This is a genomic window from Prochlorococcus marinus subsp. marinus str. CCMP1375 (genome assembly GCF_000007925.1).
GTDB classification, from domain to species: Bacteria; Cyanobacteriota; Cyanobacteriia; order PCC-6307; family Cyanobiaceae; genus Prochlorococcus_E; species Prochlorococcus_E marinus.
In genome coordinates this window covers 1,437,398-1,452,404 of record NC_005042.1, presented here as the reverse complement: position 1 = coordinate 1,452,404, position 15,007 = coordinate 1,437,398, and the positions used below count along the sequence as shown (strand labels likewise).

At 38.0% G+C, this 15,007-nt stretch carries 18 protein-coding genes; 10 read left to right on the top strand and 8 right to left on the bottom strand.

Going from position 1 to position 15,007, the window contains the following annotated elements:
- Positions 1-86 precede the first annotated feature (86 nt).
- The gene (locus PRO_RS07805) at positions 87-1,406 is read left to right on the top strand and encodes an aminopeptidase P N-terminal domain-containing protein (RefSeq protein WP_011125745.1); all 1,320 of its coding nucleotides are present in this window, start codon (positions 87-89) and stop codon (positions 1,404-1,406) included.
- A gap of 13 nt (positions 1,407-1,419) precedes the next feature.
- Here PRO_RS07805 and PRO_RS07800 read toward each other — a convergent pair whose 3' ends face one another.
- Positions 1,420-2,205, bottom strand: a complete 786-nt coding sequence (locus PRO_RS07800) for a TIGR01548 family HAD-type hydrolase (RefSeq protein WP_011125744.1) — start codon at positions 2,203-2,205, stop codon at positions 1,420-1,422.
- A gap of 61 nt (positions 2,206-2,266) precedes the next feature.
- Between PRO_RS07800 and PRO_RS07795 the strand changes: the two genes are divergently transcribed.
- On the top strand, positions 2,267-2,746 hold the full coding sequence (locus PRO_RS07795; RefSeq protein ID WP_036892502.1) for a 30S ribosomal protein PSRP-3: 480 nt from the start codon (positions 2,267-2,269) through the stop codon (positions 2,744-2,746).
- Positions 2,747-2,815: 69 nt separating this feature from the next.
- Here PRO_RS07795 and atpC read toward each other — a convergent pair whose 3' ends face one another.
- Both atpC and atpD read right to left on the bottom strand, forming a co-directional pair.
- Positions 2,816-3,226 (bottom strand): ATP synthase F1 subunit epsilon, encoded by a 411-nt coding sequence (atpC, locus tag PRO_RS07790; RefSeq protein WP_011125742.1) that lies wholly within the window; start codon positions 3,224-3,226, stop codon positions 2,816-2,818.
- A gap of 72 nt (positions 3,227-3,298) precedes the next feature.
- A complete protein-coding gene (atpD, locus tag PRO_RS07785) occupies positions 3,299-4,765 on the bottom strand; it encodes a F0F1 ATP synthase subunit beta (protein ID WP_011125741.1) in 1,467 nt (488 codons plus the stop codon).
- Positions 4,766-4,988: 223 nt separating this feature from the next.
- Here atpD and groES point away from each other — a divergent pair, with 223 nt between their 5' ends.
- The gene (gene groES / locus PRO_RS07780; protein WP_011125740.1) at positions 4,989-5,300 is read left to right on the top strand and encodes a co-chaperone GroES; all 312 of its coding nucleotides are present in this window, start codon (positions 4,989-4,991) and stop codon (positions 5,298-5,300) included.
- A 64-nt stretch (positions 5,301-5,364) separates the two neighbouring features.
- Positions 5,365-7,002, top strand: a complete 1,638-nt coding sequence (groL, locus tag PRO_RS07775; protein WP_011125739.1) for a chaperonin GroEL — start codon at positions 5,365-5,367, stop codon at positions 7,000-7,002.
- Positions 7,003-7,224: 222 nt separating this feature from the next.
- Here groL and PRO_RS07770 read toward each other — a convergent pair whose 3' ends face one another.
- From PRO_RS07770 to gpmI, 3 genes are all read right to left on the bottom strand, one after another.
- A complete protein-coding gene (locus PRO_RS07770; protein WP_036892494.1) occupies positions 7,225-7,491 on the bottom strand; it encodes a hypothetical protein in 267 nt (88 codons plus the stop codon).
- A 74-nt stretch (positions 7,492-7,565) separates the two neighbouring features.
- The gene (gene secG / locus PRO_RS07765) at positions 7,566-7,796 is read right to left on the bottom strand and encodes a preprotein translocase subunit SecG (RefSeq protein ID WP_011125738.1); all 231 of its coding nucleotides are present in this window, start codon (positions 7,794-7,796) and stop codon (positions 7,566-7,568) included.
- A gap of 11 nt (positions 7,797-7,807) precedes the next feature.
- A complete protein-coding gene (gene gpmI, locus PRO_RS07760) occupies positions 7,808-9,430 on the bottom strand; it encodes a 2,3-bisphosphoglycerate-independent phosphoglycerate mutase (protein WP_011125737.1) in 1,623 nt (540 codons plus the stop codon).
- Between the two features lie 151 nt (positions 9,431-9,581).
- On the opposite strand from gpmI, the gene pyrR reads away from it, so the two are divergent.
- Positions 9,582-10,127, top strand: a complete 546-nt coding sequence (gene pyrR / locus PRO_RS07755; protein WP_011125736.1) for a bifunctional pyr operon transcriptional regulator/uracil phosphoribosyltransferase PyrR — start codon at positions 9,582-9,584, stop codon at positions 10,125-10,127.
- Positions 10,128-10,158: 31 nt separating this feature from the next.
- Here the strand turns inward: pyrR and PRO_RS07750 are convergent, their stop codons facing one another.
- Positions 10,159-11,742, bottom strand: a complete 1,584-nt coding sequence (locus PRO_RS07750) for an Hsp70 family protein (protein ID WP_011125735.1) — start codon at positions 11,740-11,742, stop codon at positions 10,159-10,161.
- A gap of 96 nt (positions 11,743-11,838) precedes the next feature.
- On the opposite strand from PRO_RS07750, the gene PRO_RS07745 reads away from it, so the two are divergent.
- The 3 genes from PRO_RS07745 to PRO_RS07735 all read left to right on the top strand — a co-directional run bounded on the left by PRO_RS07745 (position 11,839) and on the right by PRO_RS07735 (position 13,010).
- Positions 11,839-12,066, top strand: a complete 228-nt coding sequence (locus PRO_RS07745; RefSeq protein WP_011125734.1) for a DNA-directed RNA polymerase subunit omega — start codon at positions 11,839-11,841, stop codon at positions 12,064-12,066.
- The gene (locus tag PRO_RS07740; protein WP_011125733.1) at positions 12,063-12,437 is read left to right on the top strand and encodes a DUF1818 family protein; all 375 of its coding nucleotides are present in this window, start codon (positions 12,063-12,065) and stop codon (positions 12,435-12,437) included. Before PRO_RS07745 ends, PRO_RS07740 begins: the two co-directional genes overlap by 4 nt.
- Positions 12,438-12,737: 300 nt before the next feature.
- On the top strand, positions 12,738-13,010 hold the full coding sequence (locus PRO_RS07735) for a DUF2811 domain-containing protein (RefSeq protein ID WP_011125732.1): 273 nt from the start codon (positions 12,738-12,740) through the stop codon (positions 13,008-13,010).
- A gap of 3 nt (positions 13,011-13,013) precedes the next feature.
- On the opposite strand, the gene PRO_RS07730 is transcribed toward PRO_RS07735, so the two are convergent.
- Positions 13,014-13,487, bottom strand: coding sequence for an EVE domain-containing protein (locus PRO_RS07730; protein ID WP_011125731.1), 474 nt, complete (start codon positions 13,485-13,487; stop codon positions 13,014-13,016).
- Positions 13,488-13,679: 192 nt separating this feature from the next.
- Between PRO_RS07730 and PRO_RS07725 the strand changes: the two genes are divergently transcribed.
- Entirely contained in the window at positions 13,680-13,901 is a 222-nt protein-coding gene (locus tag PRO_RS07725) for a hypothetical protein (protein ID WP_011125730.1), read from the top strand.
- A gap of 156 nt (positions 13,902-14,057) precedes the next feature.
- Positions 14,058-14,804 (top strand): GTP cyclohydrolase I, encoded by a 747-nt coding sequence (folE, locus tag PRO_RS07720; RefSeq protein WP_011125729.1) that lies wholly within the window; start codon positions 14,058-14,060, stop codon positions 14,802-14,804.
- Positions 14,805-15,007 lie beyond the last annotated feature (203 nt).

Genomic DNA, 15,007 nt, shown 5'->3' with positions numbered 1-15,007 from the left:
GTGATCTTGAAGAATCATTAGAACTTTATTTTCCACTATGTTTGAACTCCTGCCATCCCTAAGATTTAATTGATGATCAATTTATTGTGAAAAATCAACAGATTTTTAAAGAGCGTCGTGAACGCTTCTTAGTTGAATTGGGCGAAACAGCAGCAATTATTCCTGCTGCAAATATGGTGTCTCATCATGCAGATTGTGAATATCCTTTTAGGCAAAATAGTGATTTTTGGTATTTGACAGGATTTGATGAACCTGAAGCGGTGGCATTATTTCTGCCTCATCGGCCTAAAGGAGAACAATATGTTTTATTCGTTTTACCTAAAGAACCCTCAGCTGAGATATGGAATGGTTTTCGTTGGGGGACTGAAGGAGTCCTTAAGCATTTTAATGCTGACCTTGCTTTCCCTTTAGATGAGCTTTCTAAGAGGTTGGTAGATTATTTGTATGGAGCAGAGGATATTGCTTTTCGTATTGGTAAACATTCGAAAATAGAACCTTTGGTTCTAAAAGCATGGTCTGACCTTTTAGAAAGATCACCCAGAGATGGTTTTTCTCCTCAAAGGTTGACCCCCCCATGTCCTTTATTGCATCAATTGAGGCTAAAGAAGGAACCTTGGGAAATTCAACGAATGAAGGAAGCTGCTCGCATTTCATCTAATGCTCATGAATTAGCTCGTCAAATTACAAGACCAGGAATAAGTGAGCGTGAAGTTCAAGCGGTTATAGAACAGTCTTTTTTGGAGCAAGGCGCTAGAGGACCAGCCTATGGCTCAATAGTTGCCGGTGGGGAAAATGCATGTATTCTTCATTACACTGCAAATAATGCGTTTCTGAAAGATCGAGAATTATTGCTCATTGATGCTGGATGTTCACTAGATGATTATTACAATGCTGATATAACAAGAACTTTTCCTATTAATGGCAGATTTAACCATGAGCAAAAGGCTCTTTACGAAATTGTTTTAGCAGCTCAAACTGCAGCAATTCAATTAGCCTTGCCAGGCAGAAATACTGAGGAAGTACATTTAAAAGCAGTGAGCGTATTGGTTGAAGGTTTGATTGACCTTGGTTTACTTAAAGGTTCTATAGATTCTTTAATTGAGCGAGGGTTATATAGGCATTTTTATATGCATAGAACAGGCCATTGGCTTGGCTTAGATGTACATGATGTAGGTGCATATCGCCTTGGCGAGTATCCAGTACCACTTGAACCTGGGATGGTTCTAACTGTAGAGCCTGGTCTTTATATTAGTGATCTTTTGTCGGTCCCAGAGGGACAGCCATCTATAGAAGAACATTGGAAAAATATAGGTATCAGAATAGAAGATGATGTTTTAGTGACAAAAGATGAACCTGAGGTGATTACTCTTAATGCATTGAAATCAGTTAATGAGATGGAACGATGAAATTTTAGAGTGCTTACCAAGTACATATATGTTCAAAAATATTGTTAGTAGATTCAAGAATTTCATCTGCACCTGCATCTCTTAGTTGACTTTCGTAGTTTTTTCTATCTAAGAGTTTTTCTTTAGTTTGAAGATGTGGTGGTGCTACTGCCATGCTTATGAATTTTTGATCTGGGAATTGTTTTCTGGCGTTTCTAATTGTATGAACATCAGCCACAGTGTCTCCAAGGTATGCAATAGGAGGAATGCTTTTCCCTAGAGGTTGAGATAAAAGTTTTGATGAGAGTTTTATTAAACCTGTTGGGTCTGGTTTATCTGGGGCTTCGCCCATTGCTAATAGAGGAGGGTTAATTAATCCAATACGACTTTCTAGGACATACTTTGCGGAAGGAATTTCTGCACCACTTATAAAGCCCCAGAGAATTCTTTGTTCAGTTAACTGATCAAAGAATTCCTTGTTCACTATAAGAGGCTCGTTTTTGATAAACCCTTTCCATTTTTCAGGCTCATCATGAGGGTTGCCACCAAAGTAAAAATTGCTGAATTCATTAATAACGATCTTCCGAGAAGGAACTTTTAGTGAAAGTCTTTTTAATTGACAATGTCTTTTGATTAGTTCAAGACTTGCATCCCAATCATTGTTCCAGCATCCTTCTGCTTTAAGAGAATCAATTTCTTTGGGACTAGGCTTCCATCCGCAGAACTTTTTTACGGTCTCTTGAACTGCTAGACGATAACTATTCGCTACATCGCGAATAACACCATCGATGTCAAATAGTACTAGTCCTTTTAAATTCAAAGTTACCTTATGGAGCTAATCCTGTTAAGTTAGTTGATTGTTAGCTGTATAAGGCTTGGAAATGAGTGTTTCTGATAGTTCCTCAACGATTCAAGAGGACCAGGCGAATTCAAATTCAGAAGGAATTGTAGAAGAAAAAGCGAAAACTGGGCGGCCTGGGATGCTAGGAGCTGCAGAAGTTCTTGCTTCAGCCACTTTTGATGCAGATGGTGTTCCTTCAGGTCATACACCAAAAGCTGATGAAGGAAGATTTTTATTAAAGATTCTTTGGTTGCCAGATAATGTTGCTTTGGCTGTAGATCAGATTGTTGGTGGAGGAACTAGTCCTCTAACTGCATATTTCTTTTGGCCTAGAGAAGATGCTTGGGAAACTCTTAAAACAGAACTGGAAGATAAAGCATGGATTACTGATAATGAGCGAGTAGAAGTTTTAAATAAGGCAACAGAAGTTATCAATTATTGGCAAGAGGAAGGTAAAGGAAAAACTCTTGAAGAGGCAAAATTAAAGTTTCCAGAAGTCACTTTTTGTGGGACTGCATGATTTTTGTATAAAGTACTAATATTTTTATTTCTACGAGATTAATGAAATATAAAATGTATTTCTAAGGTTTTATTCCCCAACTGCTTGAGACCTTGCTCTGGCTTTGTTTAGACTCTCTTTTGCTTTTAATTTATCAGCTGAATTACCTGCTTGATCCTCAAGTTTATTTAATGCTGCTTTAGCTTGTTCGAACTCTTTTTCTGCTGTGGCTTTGTCAATGCTTTTTCCTAGTTCTGCAGCATTAACTAAAACGGTTACATCATCAGATTCTACTTCTGCAAATCCACCCATTAGAGCAATGGAATCCCAATTTCCATTACTGCTACGAAGTTTTAGCACTCCTATATCAATGGCGGTGACCATAGATATATGTCCTGGGAGGATCCCCAGCAGACCTGTAGTGCTTGGGAGTATGACCTCTTCCACTGTGTCGTCAAACACACTCTTGTCTGGCGCAAGTACTCTTAGGGTGAGGGACATTTTGTTGGTCGGATGATTGGATTTACGTTGGGCAATTAGTTCTTTAGCCTAAAAGGTTTGATATTCTTTAGGCTATTTCTTTGCATCAGCACTAATTTTTTGGGCTTTTTCTTTTACTTCAGTAATGTTTCCAACAAGATAAAATGCCTGTTCAGGTAAATCATCTAATTCACCAGAAAGAATCATATTAAAACCTGCAATTGTATCTTCTAACTTGACGTATTTCCCTGACATACCAGTAAAGATTTCTGCTACGAAGAATGGCTGAGATAAAAACTTTTCAATTTTCCTTGCTCTGTCAACAGTGCGCCTATCGTCTTCAGAAAGTTCATCAAGGCCTAGAATCGCAATAATGTCTTGAAGCTCTTTATATCTTTGTAGGGTTGATTGAACGGCTCTGGCAGTTCGATAATGCTCGTCACCAACAACAGATGGTTGAAGCATTGTACTTGTTGAATCTAAAGGATCCACTGCTGGATAAATACCTTTAGCTGCTAAGGCCCTAGCAAGAACTGTTGTTGCATCTAAGTGAGCGAAAGTTGTTGCAGGTGCAGGGTCAGTTAGGTCATCTGCTGGTACGTACACAGCTTGAATTGAAGTGATTGAGCCTTCTAAAGTTGAGGTAATTCTTTCTTGAAGTTCTCCAACATCAGTACCCAATGTTGGTTGGTATCCAACAGCTGATGGCATTCGACCGAGCAGAGCCGAAACCTCAGAACCTGCTTGAACAAAACGGAAAATATTGTCAACAAATAACAAAACATCTTGTTTATTTACGTCACGAAAATGCTCAGCCATCGTTAATGCAGACAGGCCTACTCTCATTCTTGCTCCAGGAGGCTCATTCATTTGGCCAAAACAAAGCGCTACCTTTGATTGAGTTAAATCGTCTGCATTAATAACTCCTGACTCTTTGAATTCCTCATAAAGATCATTCCCTTCTCGAGTTCTTTCTCCAACTCCTCCAAAAACGGAAACCCCTCCATGTTCCTTAGCAATATTATTGATTAGTTCTTGAATCAACACAGTTTTACCTACTCCTGCACCTCCAAAAAGGCCTACTTTCCCTCCTTGCCTATAAGGAGCTAGCAAATCAATGACTTTTATACCTGTCTCAAATACTTTTGGCTTTGTTTCTAAATCAGTAAGTTTTGGGGCTTCTCTATGAATAGGAGAAGTTGTTTTGGTCTTTACGGGACCTTGCTCGTCTACAGGTTCTCCAAGAACATTAAATATCCTTCCAAGTGTTGCTTCACCAACGGGCACTGATATTGCAGATCCAGTATCTATTGCTTCCATTCCTCGTACCAGACCATCAGTTCCACTCATTGCAACTGCTCTAACACGGTGGTCACCAAGCAGTTGTTGCACTTCTGCTGTTAGAGCTACATCTTGTCCAGCAGGATTCTTCCCTTCAATCCTAAGTGCATTAAGGATTTTAGGTAGTTTCCCAGCAGGGAACTCAACATCCAAAACTGGGCCAATAACCTGACGGACAACACCCTTTGTTCCGGTAGACGCAGTAGCAGCAGCAGCCATAAGAATCAAAAAATCTATAAAGATTTACTTGCAAAGTAAATCTCACTCAGCCGCGCAAGACTACCACCCTGCCGGCAAGGTATGTTGTGCGGTTCGGTCAACCGCACAGAACAGTTGTAGTCGTGGGGCTGGTTAGGTGAATATGTTGTTGTTCATAAGGTTTCGAGTAATACTCGTTCCTACAGGCGTTATCACGCCACTTTTATTGATCCTGCATTAATTCATGGCGGCTGTATCCCTCAGCGTCTCCACTGTTAAGCCACTTGGAGATCGTGTTTTTATTAAAGTCTCTGAATCAGAAGAGAAAACGGCGGGTGGGATTTTGCTCCCAGATACTGCCAAAGAAAAACCTCAGGTTGGTGAGGTGGCCCAAGTTGGTCCAGGGAAACGTAATGATGATGGTTCCCGCCAAGCTCCTGAAGTTGGAGTTGGAGATAAAGTTCTATACAGCAAGTATGCCGGTACCGACATAAAGCTCGGTAGTGATGAATATGTTCTTTTATCTGAAAAGGACATTCTTGCAGTAGTCAACTAAATCCTATTGCTTTTTCAAAGCTAACTTTTAATTAAACCCTTCTTTTTTAAGCACAACGCCTCCCATGGCTAAGAGAATTATTTACAACGAGCAAGCCCGCCGAGCACTCGAGCGTGGCATAGACATTTTGGCTGAATCTGTGGCTGTTACCCTTGGCCCTAAAGGACGAAATGTTGTTTTAGAAAAGAAGTTTGGTGCGCCTCAAATCATTAATGATGGTGTAACCATTGCCAAGGAAATTGAGCTAGAAGACCACATCGAAAACACTGGTGTTGCTCTTATACGCCAGGCTGCATCCAAGACAAATGATGCTGCAGGAGATGGCACAACAACGGCCACTGTATTAGCTCATGCAATGGTTAAAGCAGGCTTGAGGAACGTAGCAGCTGGAGCAAATGCCATCACTCTTAAAAAAGGGATTGATAAGGCAACTGATTTTCTTGTCAAGAAAATTCAAGAACAGGCAAAACCAATAAGTGATAGTAACGCTATTGCTCAATGTGGAACTATTGCAGCAGGCAATGATGAGGAAGTTGGTCAGATGATTGCTGATGCAATGGACAAAGTAGGAAAAGAAGGAGTGATTTCCTTAGAAGAAGGAAAATCAATGGAAACTGAATTAGAAGTTACTGAAGGCATGAGGTTTGACAAAGGCTATATTTCGCCTTATTTCGCAACAGATACTGAGAGAATGGAAGCGGTTTTAGATGAGCCGTACATACTTTTAACTGATAAAAAGATAGGCTTGGTCCAAGATCTTGTCCCTGTTTTAGAGCAGATAGCAAAAACAGGAAAACCATTGCTAATAGTTGCAGAAGATATTGAGAAGGAAGCATTAGCAACATTGGTTGTTAATCGCTTACGCGGTGTGCTCAACGTTGCAGCTGTTAAAGCGCCAGGATTTGGTGATCGCAGGAAGGCAATGCTTGAAGATATGGCTGTATTAACAAATGGCCAATTAATTACTGAAGATGCTGGTTTGAAGTTGGAAAATGCAACTTTAGATATGCTTGGCACTTCTAGAAGAGTAACTATCAACAAAGACACCACAACTATTGTTGCTGAGGGAAATGAGGCAGCTGTTCAAGCTAGATGTGAGCAAATCAAGAAACAGATGGATGAAACTGATTCTACTTACGATAAAGAAAAGCTTCAGGAGAGATTGGCCAAGCTTGCTGGAGGTGTTGCTGTTGTGAAGGTAGGTGCTGCTACAGAGACTGAGATGAAAGATAAAAAACTTCGTTTAGAAGATGCGATAAATGCAACTAAAGCAGCAGTAGAGGAAGGGATTGTTCCTGGGGGCGGAACAACCCTTGCTCATCTTGCTTCTGAAGTTCATTCTTGGGCAGCTAGTTCCCTTTCTGGTGAAGAACTAATAGGGGCTAATATTGTTGAAGCCGCTTTGACAGCACCATTAATGCGAATAGCTGAAAACGCAGGTGCAAATGGAGCAGTGATTGCAGAACATGTAAAGAGCAAACCATTGAATGATGGTTACAATGCAGCCTCTGGTGAATATGTAGACATGTTGTCTGCGGGCATTGTTGATCCTGCCAAGGTAACAAGATCTGGGCTACAAAATGCCTCCTCTATAGCTGGCATGGTCCTGACGACTGAATGTATTGTTGCTGATCTTCCTGAGAAGAAAGATGTTGCATCTGGGGGAGCAGGTGGTGGTATGGGTGGTGATTTTGATTATTGATTAGTTTCAGAGTCGAATCTAACTTTAATTTCAATTAGGGACATGGTTTACGCCTTGTCCCTTTTTTATTGCTTCTTTAAAGTTAATGCCTTAATTGCTTAAGTCATTGTCAGGGCTGTCTTTTGGCAACCCTTTATTATTTATTATTGCTTTTGGAGAGGACTAAAATACTTTGCCGCGTTTATAAAACTCTAAAATATTTACTAGTCAAACTAATATCATTTATATGGACTGGCAACATGCATATATAGGCTTACCTTCAATAGGTTTTTTATCTTCGTCATGTTCAAGACCAATTTGATAGCAATTTAATTTAGGTTTACTTTTGGAATACTTTAGCTTGCTTTTTTGTTTCATCTTTCTTTCTAATGATTGGGCACTTCCTTTATGCTGGAATGTTATTTCGCAAATTTTACTTTGGATTGGAGCATTGCCGCATGTAAATAGCACCAATATTATTAACAATGAATTGATTGCTTTTTTCTGCATATGATATGAATTAATTGTGCTTATTAGGTTTTTAGCTCATTAGATTGATTGCTTTGGTAATGAATTCCAAATGTTTATTTTAACCACCCGGCACTAAGAATTATTGCAAGGCCTAGAAAGATTGATAGCGAGAACCATGTTGCCTTATTTAATGTTGCTTCTGCGCTACTTGCACTAGAAAACATTGAACTTCCACTTGCCGCAAGTCCTCCCATCCCATCACCTTTAGGGCTATGAAGCAGTACTAAAAGGATTAGCAGTAATCCACTGGAAACCCAAATCCAGGAAAGAATAGAAATCAGCATTTTAGCTTTTGTTAGACATGTTGTTGGACAAGGTTAGTTTTGGAATTAGTTTGAATTGTTTCGATTAAAGATGAACCTGTCATTGCATCAGGCTTAGGGAGGGAGAGTACTTCAAGTAGCGTTGGAGCTATATCTGCTAAGCCTCCACCTTCTCTGAGTCGAATTTGATTGCCTTGGCCAGAAATCTTTCTTTTTTCTCCTTCTATAAGAATTACTGGTACTGGATTGGTGGTATGCGCAGTCCAAGGTTCACCATCAGGACCTTTCATTAATTCTGCATTGCCATGATCTGCAGTTATGAGAAGTGTCCCACTCATTTTACCTGTCGAATCAAGGATTTTCCCAATACATTTATCAACAGTGCTAATGGCTTTTTTAGTTGCTGCGTGAATTCCCGTATGACCTACCATGTCAGGGTTTGCGTAATTAATAACGATTAGAGAATAAATGCCACTTTCAATAGCCTCCTGACAACTCTTAGTTAGCTTTTCTGCGGACATTTCCGGAGACAAATCATAGGTTGCGACTCTAGGCGAAGGTACAAGATGACGTTTCTCGCCTGGGAGAGGTTGTTCTATGCCGCCATTGAAGAAATAAGTTACATGAGGATATTTTTCAGTTTCAGCAGTTCTGTATTGGAGTAAACCATGCTCTGAAATGACTTGTCCTAATAAATTATCAAGTGATTCAGGAGGAAAAACAACAGAGACTGGGAGATCCATCTCATATTGCGTAAGAGTAACTACATTAAGTTGAGGCTGATATTTTCTTTTGAATTCAGAAAAACTTGGCAAAGTTATAGATTTAATTAATTGACGTGCTCTATCCGGACGAAAATTAAACATTATTAAACCATCACCATCTTTTAGATAAGAAGGGGTTAGACGAATAGGTTCAAGAAACTCATCAGTGATACTTGAGTCATAGCTGTTTGTAATAATTTCATCGCTAGATAATTCGCTTAAAGGATAATTTGGATTTGTTAGTAATTCATATGCTTTCTCAATTCTTTCCCATCGATTATCTCTATCCATCGACCAATATCTTCCACATAAAGTAGCGAGCTCTCCAATTCCTAAAACTTCAAACTTCTCTTTTATTATTTTTAGATATTGCAATGAACTCTTGGCAGGTGTATCTCTCCCATCTGTAAATGCATGTACAGCAACTTTTTGGATCCCTTTATTTTTAGCCCATTCGAGAAGTCCACATAAATGGTTTATATGACTATGGACGCCTCCATCTGAGCATAGACCTACTAAATGAAGTGTTTTATCTGTTTCAATTAACTTGTTCGCAAGATTAGAAAGATTGGTTATTTGATCAAGTTTCTTTGATCGAATTGTATTGCTTATCCTTACAAGCTCTTGTTGGATTATTCTTCCCGCTCCAATTGTTAAGTGACCTACTTCGGAATTTCCCATTTGATTATCTGGCAAACCCACATCTGCCCCACTTGCTTCAATTAGCGTGTGAGGATAAGCCTGCCAAAGTGCATCCATTACAGGGGTATCTGCATTGTTTATAGCATTATTGATATTTTCTTCACGGTGTCCCCATCCATCAAGAATGGTTAGTACAACAGGAGCTATATGACCTGATCTCATTGAAGTGGCGGAACTCTTGTTCGGCATTTTGAGTATTTAAGCCCTATCTTTCATAAGCTTTCATCTCAAATTACTTCTTTGTAGGTCAAGGAGATTATTTATATCATCTTCCGTTAGCTTTTCCCAATTGAATCAAATCAACTGGATATGGCTAAAATAGGTTTCTAATAAATTCTCAATGACAGATCAGAATACCCCTGAGAGGGTGGAGATACTTTCAAAAGAAGAGTTAGATCGAACTCTTACAAGACTTGCATCTCAAATCCTAGAGAATATTTCTGATAGCAATAAGCTTTTGCTATTAGGTATTCCCACAAGGGGTATTCAACTTGCGGAAGTTTTGGCAAGTGAGTTGCAGAGTAAAACAGGTCATAAAATCGAACAAGGGACTATTGACCCCACTTTTTATAGAGATGATCTAGCCCGTGTAGGAACAAGAATGTCGCCTGCTACTGAAATTTCATCCAGCCTAGAAGGACGTCAAGTTGTTTTAGTTGATGATGTGATTTTTACCGGGAGAACTGTGCGAGCTGCTCTTGAATCACTTCAAGCTTGGGGCCGGCCACAACGAGTAATGCTTTTAGTTATGGTTGATAGAAGTGGACATAGGGAATTACCAATTCAGCCCGATTTTTGTGGTCGGCAAGTGCCTACTAGAAGAACTGAATCAATTGAACTAAGACTTAAAGAGATTGATGGAGAGGAAGGAGTCTTTTTAGAATAGTTAGTGTTTGCATAGTTATTAATTTCAATCTTTATCTAATAACACCTAGATTTTTTTTAACTATTTGAGCACCGTTTCTAAGATCAATACCTTCAACATTTAGTTGACAAAGATTGTCAATAGTAAATTGTAGTTTTAAGCAATCTATCCCTAATTCTCCTGGTGGATTCAAAGGGATAACTAATGCTGTATTTTCCCAAGGGGAGAATTGAGGTTTATATGTTTCTTGAGTCTCTTTAATAGTTGGTATTCCATCAACATATATAACTTCTTGGATATCATTATTTTTATTATCAGCAATTTTAAGCTCTATTTCTAATTGGTTCATTTTGCTCGCACTAAGAATAATTTCAAGAGGTTTAGTTGTTGGCCATGGTTGTCCAGGAAGAAAAAGAGGATGCCAAATATGGTTATTTGTTCTTTGATCCCAGAAACGTAATGAAACTCCTCTATTTATAACGTCTCTAATCATAACGCCAGGGGTTAGTTTAAGAGCTCCAGTTACTACAGCTTCTATTGGTGGAGGTGTCATTAATTTTGATGCTCCGACTTGATTTAATAGCCAATGTTTTATCAAAGGTATTCGAGATCCCCCTCCAACAATTACTACACCTGTTAAGTCTTCAACTTCATACCCTTTTGATCGCCCTTGAGCAATAGTTTGTGCTAATAATTTAGACAGACTTTTGAACAAACCTTTTCTTTTGAGAAGTTCTTCTAACTCAACTCTTGATAACCTTAATTCTTTTTTGGCTTGATCAGAACTTAAAAATATTTCTTCAGTTAGTTTTTTTGTCTCGATCAAATTTTTATCACTAAGTCTACATTTTAGTTTTTCTGCCACATCAAGAAGATAATTTGTTTGTTTTGTATTTGGATAAAGGTGATTGAGAATCCATCTGTCAAAATCTCTACCTCCTAAACGAAGCCCTGCCTTACCAAGTACTGTCGCACCTCTAATGATTTGATTGCTAATCCCTTCTAAATCCTTTCCATTAAAACGAATTAATTGTGCAATTGGTTCTGCTTGCCCTTCTCCACCTTCCAACAAAACCATAGACATATCAATTGTGCTTCCTCCAATGTCAATCACTAAGATTTTCGAACCACCTGATTGCTCTGCTCCAATTGCTGCGGCTGTTGGTTCGTCAACTAAAGCAATCTCTGGAACATCTAGATTGATGCAAACTTTATGAAGCCATTCCCTGTATTTTTTGTAAGTTTCTACAGGTGCACTTAAGACGAGTTTCTTTATTTCTAATTCTGATGGAATTCTTTCCCAAATTTCTTTAATTAAAAGTTCACCTGCTTCTTCTGGCGAACACTCAAAATTGCTTGGAACTTCTTTTTTTGGAGCTCCAATCCAACGTTTGAAATCACATATTAGATTTTGAGAGTCATGACTTATTAATTCTGACTCTTTTGCTGCCTGTCCAAATATGTAAGTGGGCGGGACTGCAAAAGTTTTCAATAAAAGACTTGGCACTTCGCCCGAAACCCTAGTAATTGGATCAAGATCGAGAAGCTTTATGGAGTGATCATTTTCAGCTTGGAATGCAACAACTGTTGTTGTACTTCCAAGATCAATAGCCAGTGTCCCGCGTAATTTAGTCACAGATAGATCTCATGGTATTTTATTGCTTTTTATTTAGTTGATTTAGCCCTGTAAGTGGTCTTTTCTATTAGAGTAGCGATACTAATAAAAAATTTAGTGATTAAAGCTGGATTTGATTCAAAAGATCTTGCCAAGAGGGGCGAAAGTCTTATTCGTCAGGCAAGTAATAGATATTTGACAACTGTTCGCATAGCTTTTAGAGCTAAGCAACGTCGTTTTGATGATTTTGATGGATTGCTTGAAGAATCATCTGTAAAGCCTGTTCAAAGGTCAATTATTGAATTAAGTGATGAACAGGATCAACCTGATTTGCTCCCAGGATGATTCATAATGAAGGTCCTGGATGGAGATTACAAAAGGATCCTTCAAAACAAAAATATTCCATTTTAATAGGAGGAGAAAATTGGGCCGTTGAGCTTTCTGAAAAGGAATGGGATTGTTTATGCCCAGTTGTTTTTGAATTGATAGATCAATATGAAGAGCTTCAGAAACAGTTAATGCCAGAAGAAAAAATATTTCTTGAGATCGAGCGATCTCCCTGGTGGGCATGTATCAATGGCACTAAAGAGAATTGGAGCTTGAAATTGATTCTTTCAGGAGAAGATGTTGAGGGCCGAGGCCTTGAAGTGTTTTGGCCTGTTTATACAGCTTCTGTAATTGTCTCTGCAATGAGAACAATGTGGGATTGCAAGTAATTCAAAGCATTTGGAATATTAAAGTTTTCAGTAATTACATTAAATCTTTAGAATTGATACATATTTTTTCCACAGATTCTCCCCTAAGACTTGTTCACATCTTTTAGTTTGTGGAAAAATTAATAACTTTCACTTGTTGTTGACTTGAAGAAGTAAATGGCTAAAGATGATGAATGAAAAAGTGAAAAGCCTTGACCCTAACTAGAGTCTTGTCTTGAGAATTCATGAGAATCTAATTTTTAATGATCTTGACGTTGGATTAAAAATGTGAGGTAGTAGTTACATAAAAAGTTTTTAGAAATGCAAAGCAATTCTTGTATGTCTGGATTTGGTCGAGTAGATAAGATGCATTCATCTAAAGATGAACGCATTGTTAGTTTTCAGTCTCGTTTACCTATATCTCTTCAAAAGGCAATGAATGGTTTTATCGAAAAACATCCAAACTGGGATCAATATCGAATAATTAAAGCTGCTCTGGCTGGTTTCCTAGTGCAGAATAATGTCAATTCAAGATCAATAACACGATTGTATATAGATAATATGTTTGGCGCTAATTCTGTGATAAGTAAATAGAATTTATCCCTCATCTAATATTTTAAATAAATCCTGTGCTATCAAACGATTTATAGGCATAATAGATAGCCTGTTACCTTTCCTTATTAAAATTAACTCCTCTGAATTAAATTTTTCGTTAATCTCTTTTAATGTAAGGATTTTATTATAGGTTTTGATATATTTAAGCTTTGCACAATCCCATCTAGGTTTTTTTTGATCTGATTTAGGATCAAAGTATTTAGAATTACTATCAAATTGGGTGGGATCTATTAAATGAGTATCAATTACCTCCATAAGTCCTACTATTCCAGGTGGCTTACAGTTTGAGTGATAAAAGAAAGTTAAATCTCCCTTTTGCATTGATCGCATAAAATTTCTTGCTTGATAATTGCGAATACCATCCCAAAGAGTTTCCTTTTCATTTTGTAGGTCTTTGATTCCATAAGCACTAGGCTCACTCTTCATTAGCCAATATGAAATATTTTTGTCAGCCATTGCGATAAAAGGGGTTAGAAAGCTTGTGGAGGGTTAGAGGCTTGCTGGAATTTTGCTGGAATTTGAGCAATTTTCCCCTTTAACCATTTTGAATCAATTTGGTAGGAATGTGAATGCTCGGAAAGTGGGTTTTCTGATCTCTACTTCTTCTTTAGCTTAGGGAAGCACTGACTAAAGGCTCAAAATCCTTCAATGTTCGAAGAAGCTTTTAAAAATATTGATGATGTCCTGTGGAAGGATGCTGGCTGTAGCAGTGAACTTGATTACATAGAGCAAACTAGTTGGATCAGATTGAGGAATCTCTCTTTAAATAACGGTAGAGATTTCGTGACAGTGGTAACTCACCTTGAAAATCCGATTGCTCTTCAGAATCACTTTAAGATGCTTGAAGAAATTGCTGACCGACATGACTGATGAGATAAATAGTGCTTATGTCTTCAATCTTCTTGAGATAGATACCTTTGCTGCTTAATTATGAATAATTTTAGTACCAAAATTTGTCATTAATGTGATAGGGTCTTATCGCTTTTAGCTAAGACTTCCTGCTTTTAGTTCTTTATACAAAGATTCATGACTTCTACAGCTCCAGATGAAGATGTTAAAGACGATATAAAAGAAAAGATTTCTTGCAAACTAGTCTCAGAAATAATTCGTGAACGCATCGAGTCTGCTGGTGCTAGATTTCATGCAAATGATAATATTTCTAATTACATATTGCCAGGAGAGTTAAAGACTCTTGAGAAAGAAGTTTCTACTCGAGTAAGAGATTTACTTAAAACTTTATTGATTGATGTTGATAATGATCATAATACTCAGGAAACAGCAGAAAGAGTCTCAAGAATGTACATAAATGAAGTTTTTAAAGGCAGGTTTTATGAACAACCAAAAGTTACAAGTTTCCCAAATGATAAGAATTTAGATGAAATATATACTGTTGGACCAATTACTGTTCGCTCAGCTTGCTCTCATCATTTAGTACCAATATTGGGTGATTGTTGGATTGGAATTAAGCCAGGAGAAAAAGTGATTGGGCTTTCAAAGTTTGCAAGGGTGGCTGATTGGGTCTTTTCTAGACCACATATTCAGGAGGAAGCTGTAATGATTCTTGCAGATGAAATTGAGCGTCTATGCGAACCCAAAGGTTTGGGAATCATTGTTAAGGCTCAACATTATTGTATGAAATGGAGAGGCGTTAAAGAGCCAGACACCAGCATGATTAACTCAGTTGTGAGAGGCGATTTTCGCCATGATTCAAGTTTGAAGCAGGAATTCTTCGAGCTTGTGAGGCAACAGTCGAATGCTAACAAGAATTATTAGGCTCGCTTTTCATTAGCCAATAGTTAATTTCAGTCATAGTCTGTAATCTTAGCGATACTTGATTGTTGGAATGGAGTTGGAATGGAACCTCATTCTTCCATCTCTTTTCTTTACTCTATCTAATTAGAATTTGAAGGTAATATGAATTAGAAGTTGGATTCATCTTTACCTTAATTCTTAATCCTGCATTGATTTAGCGCGGG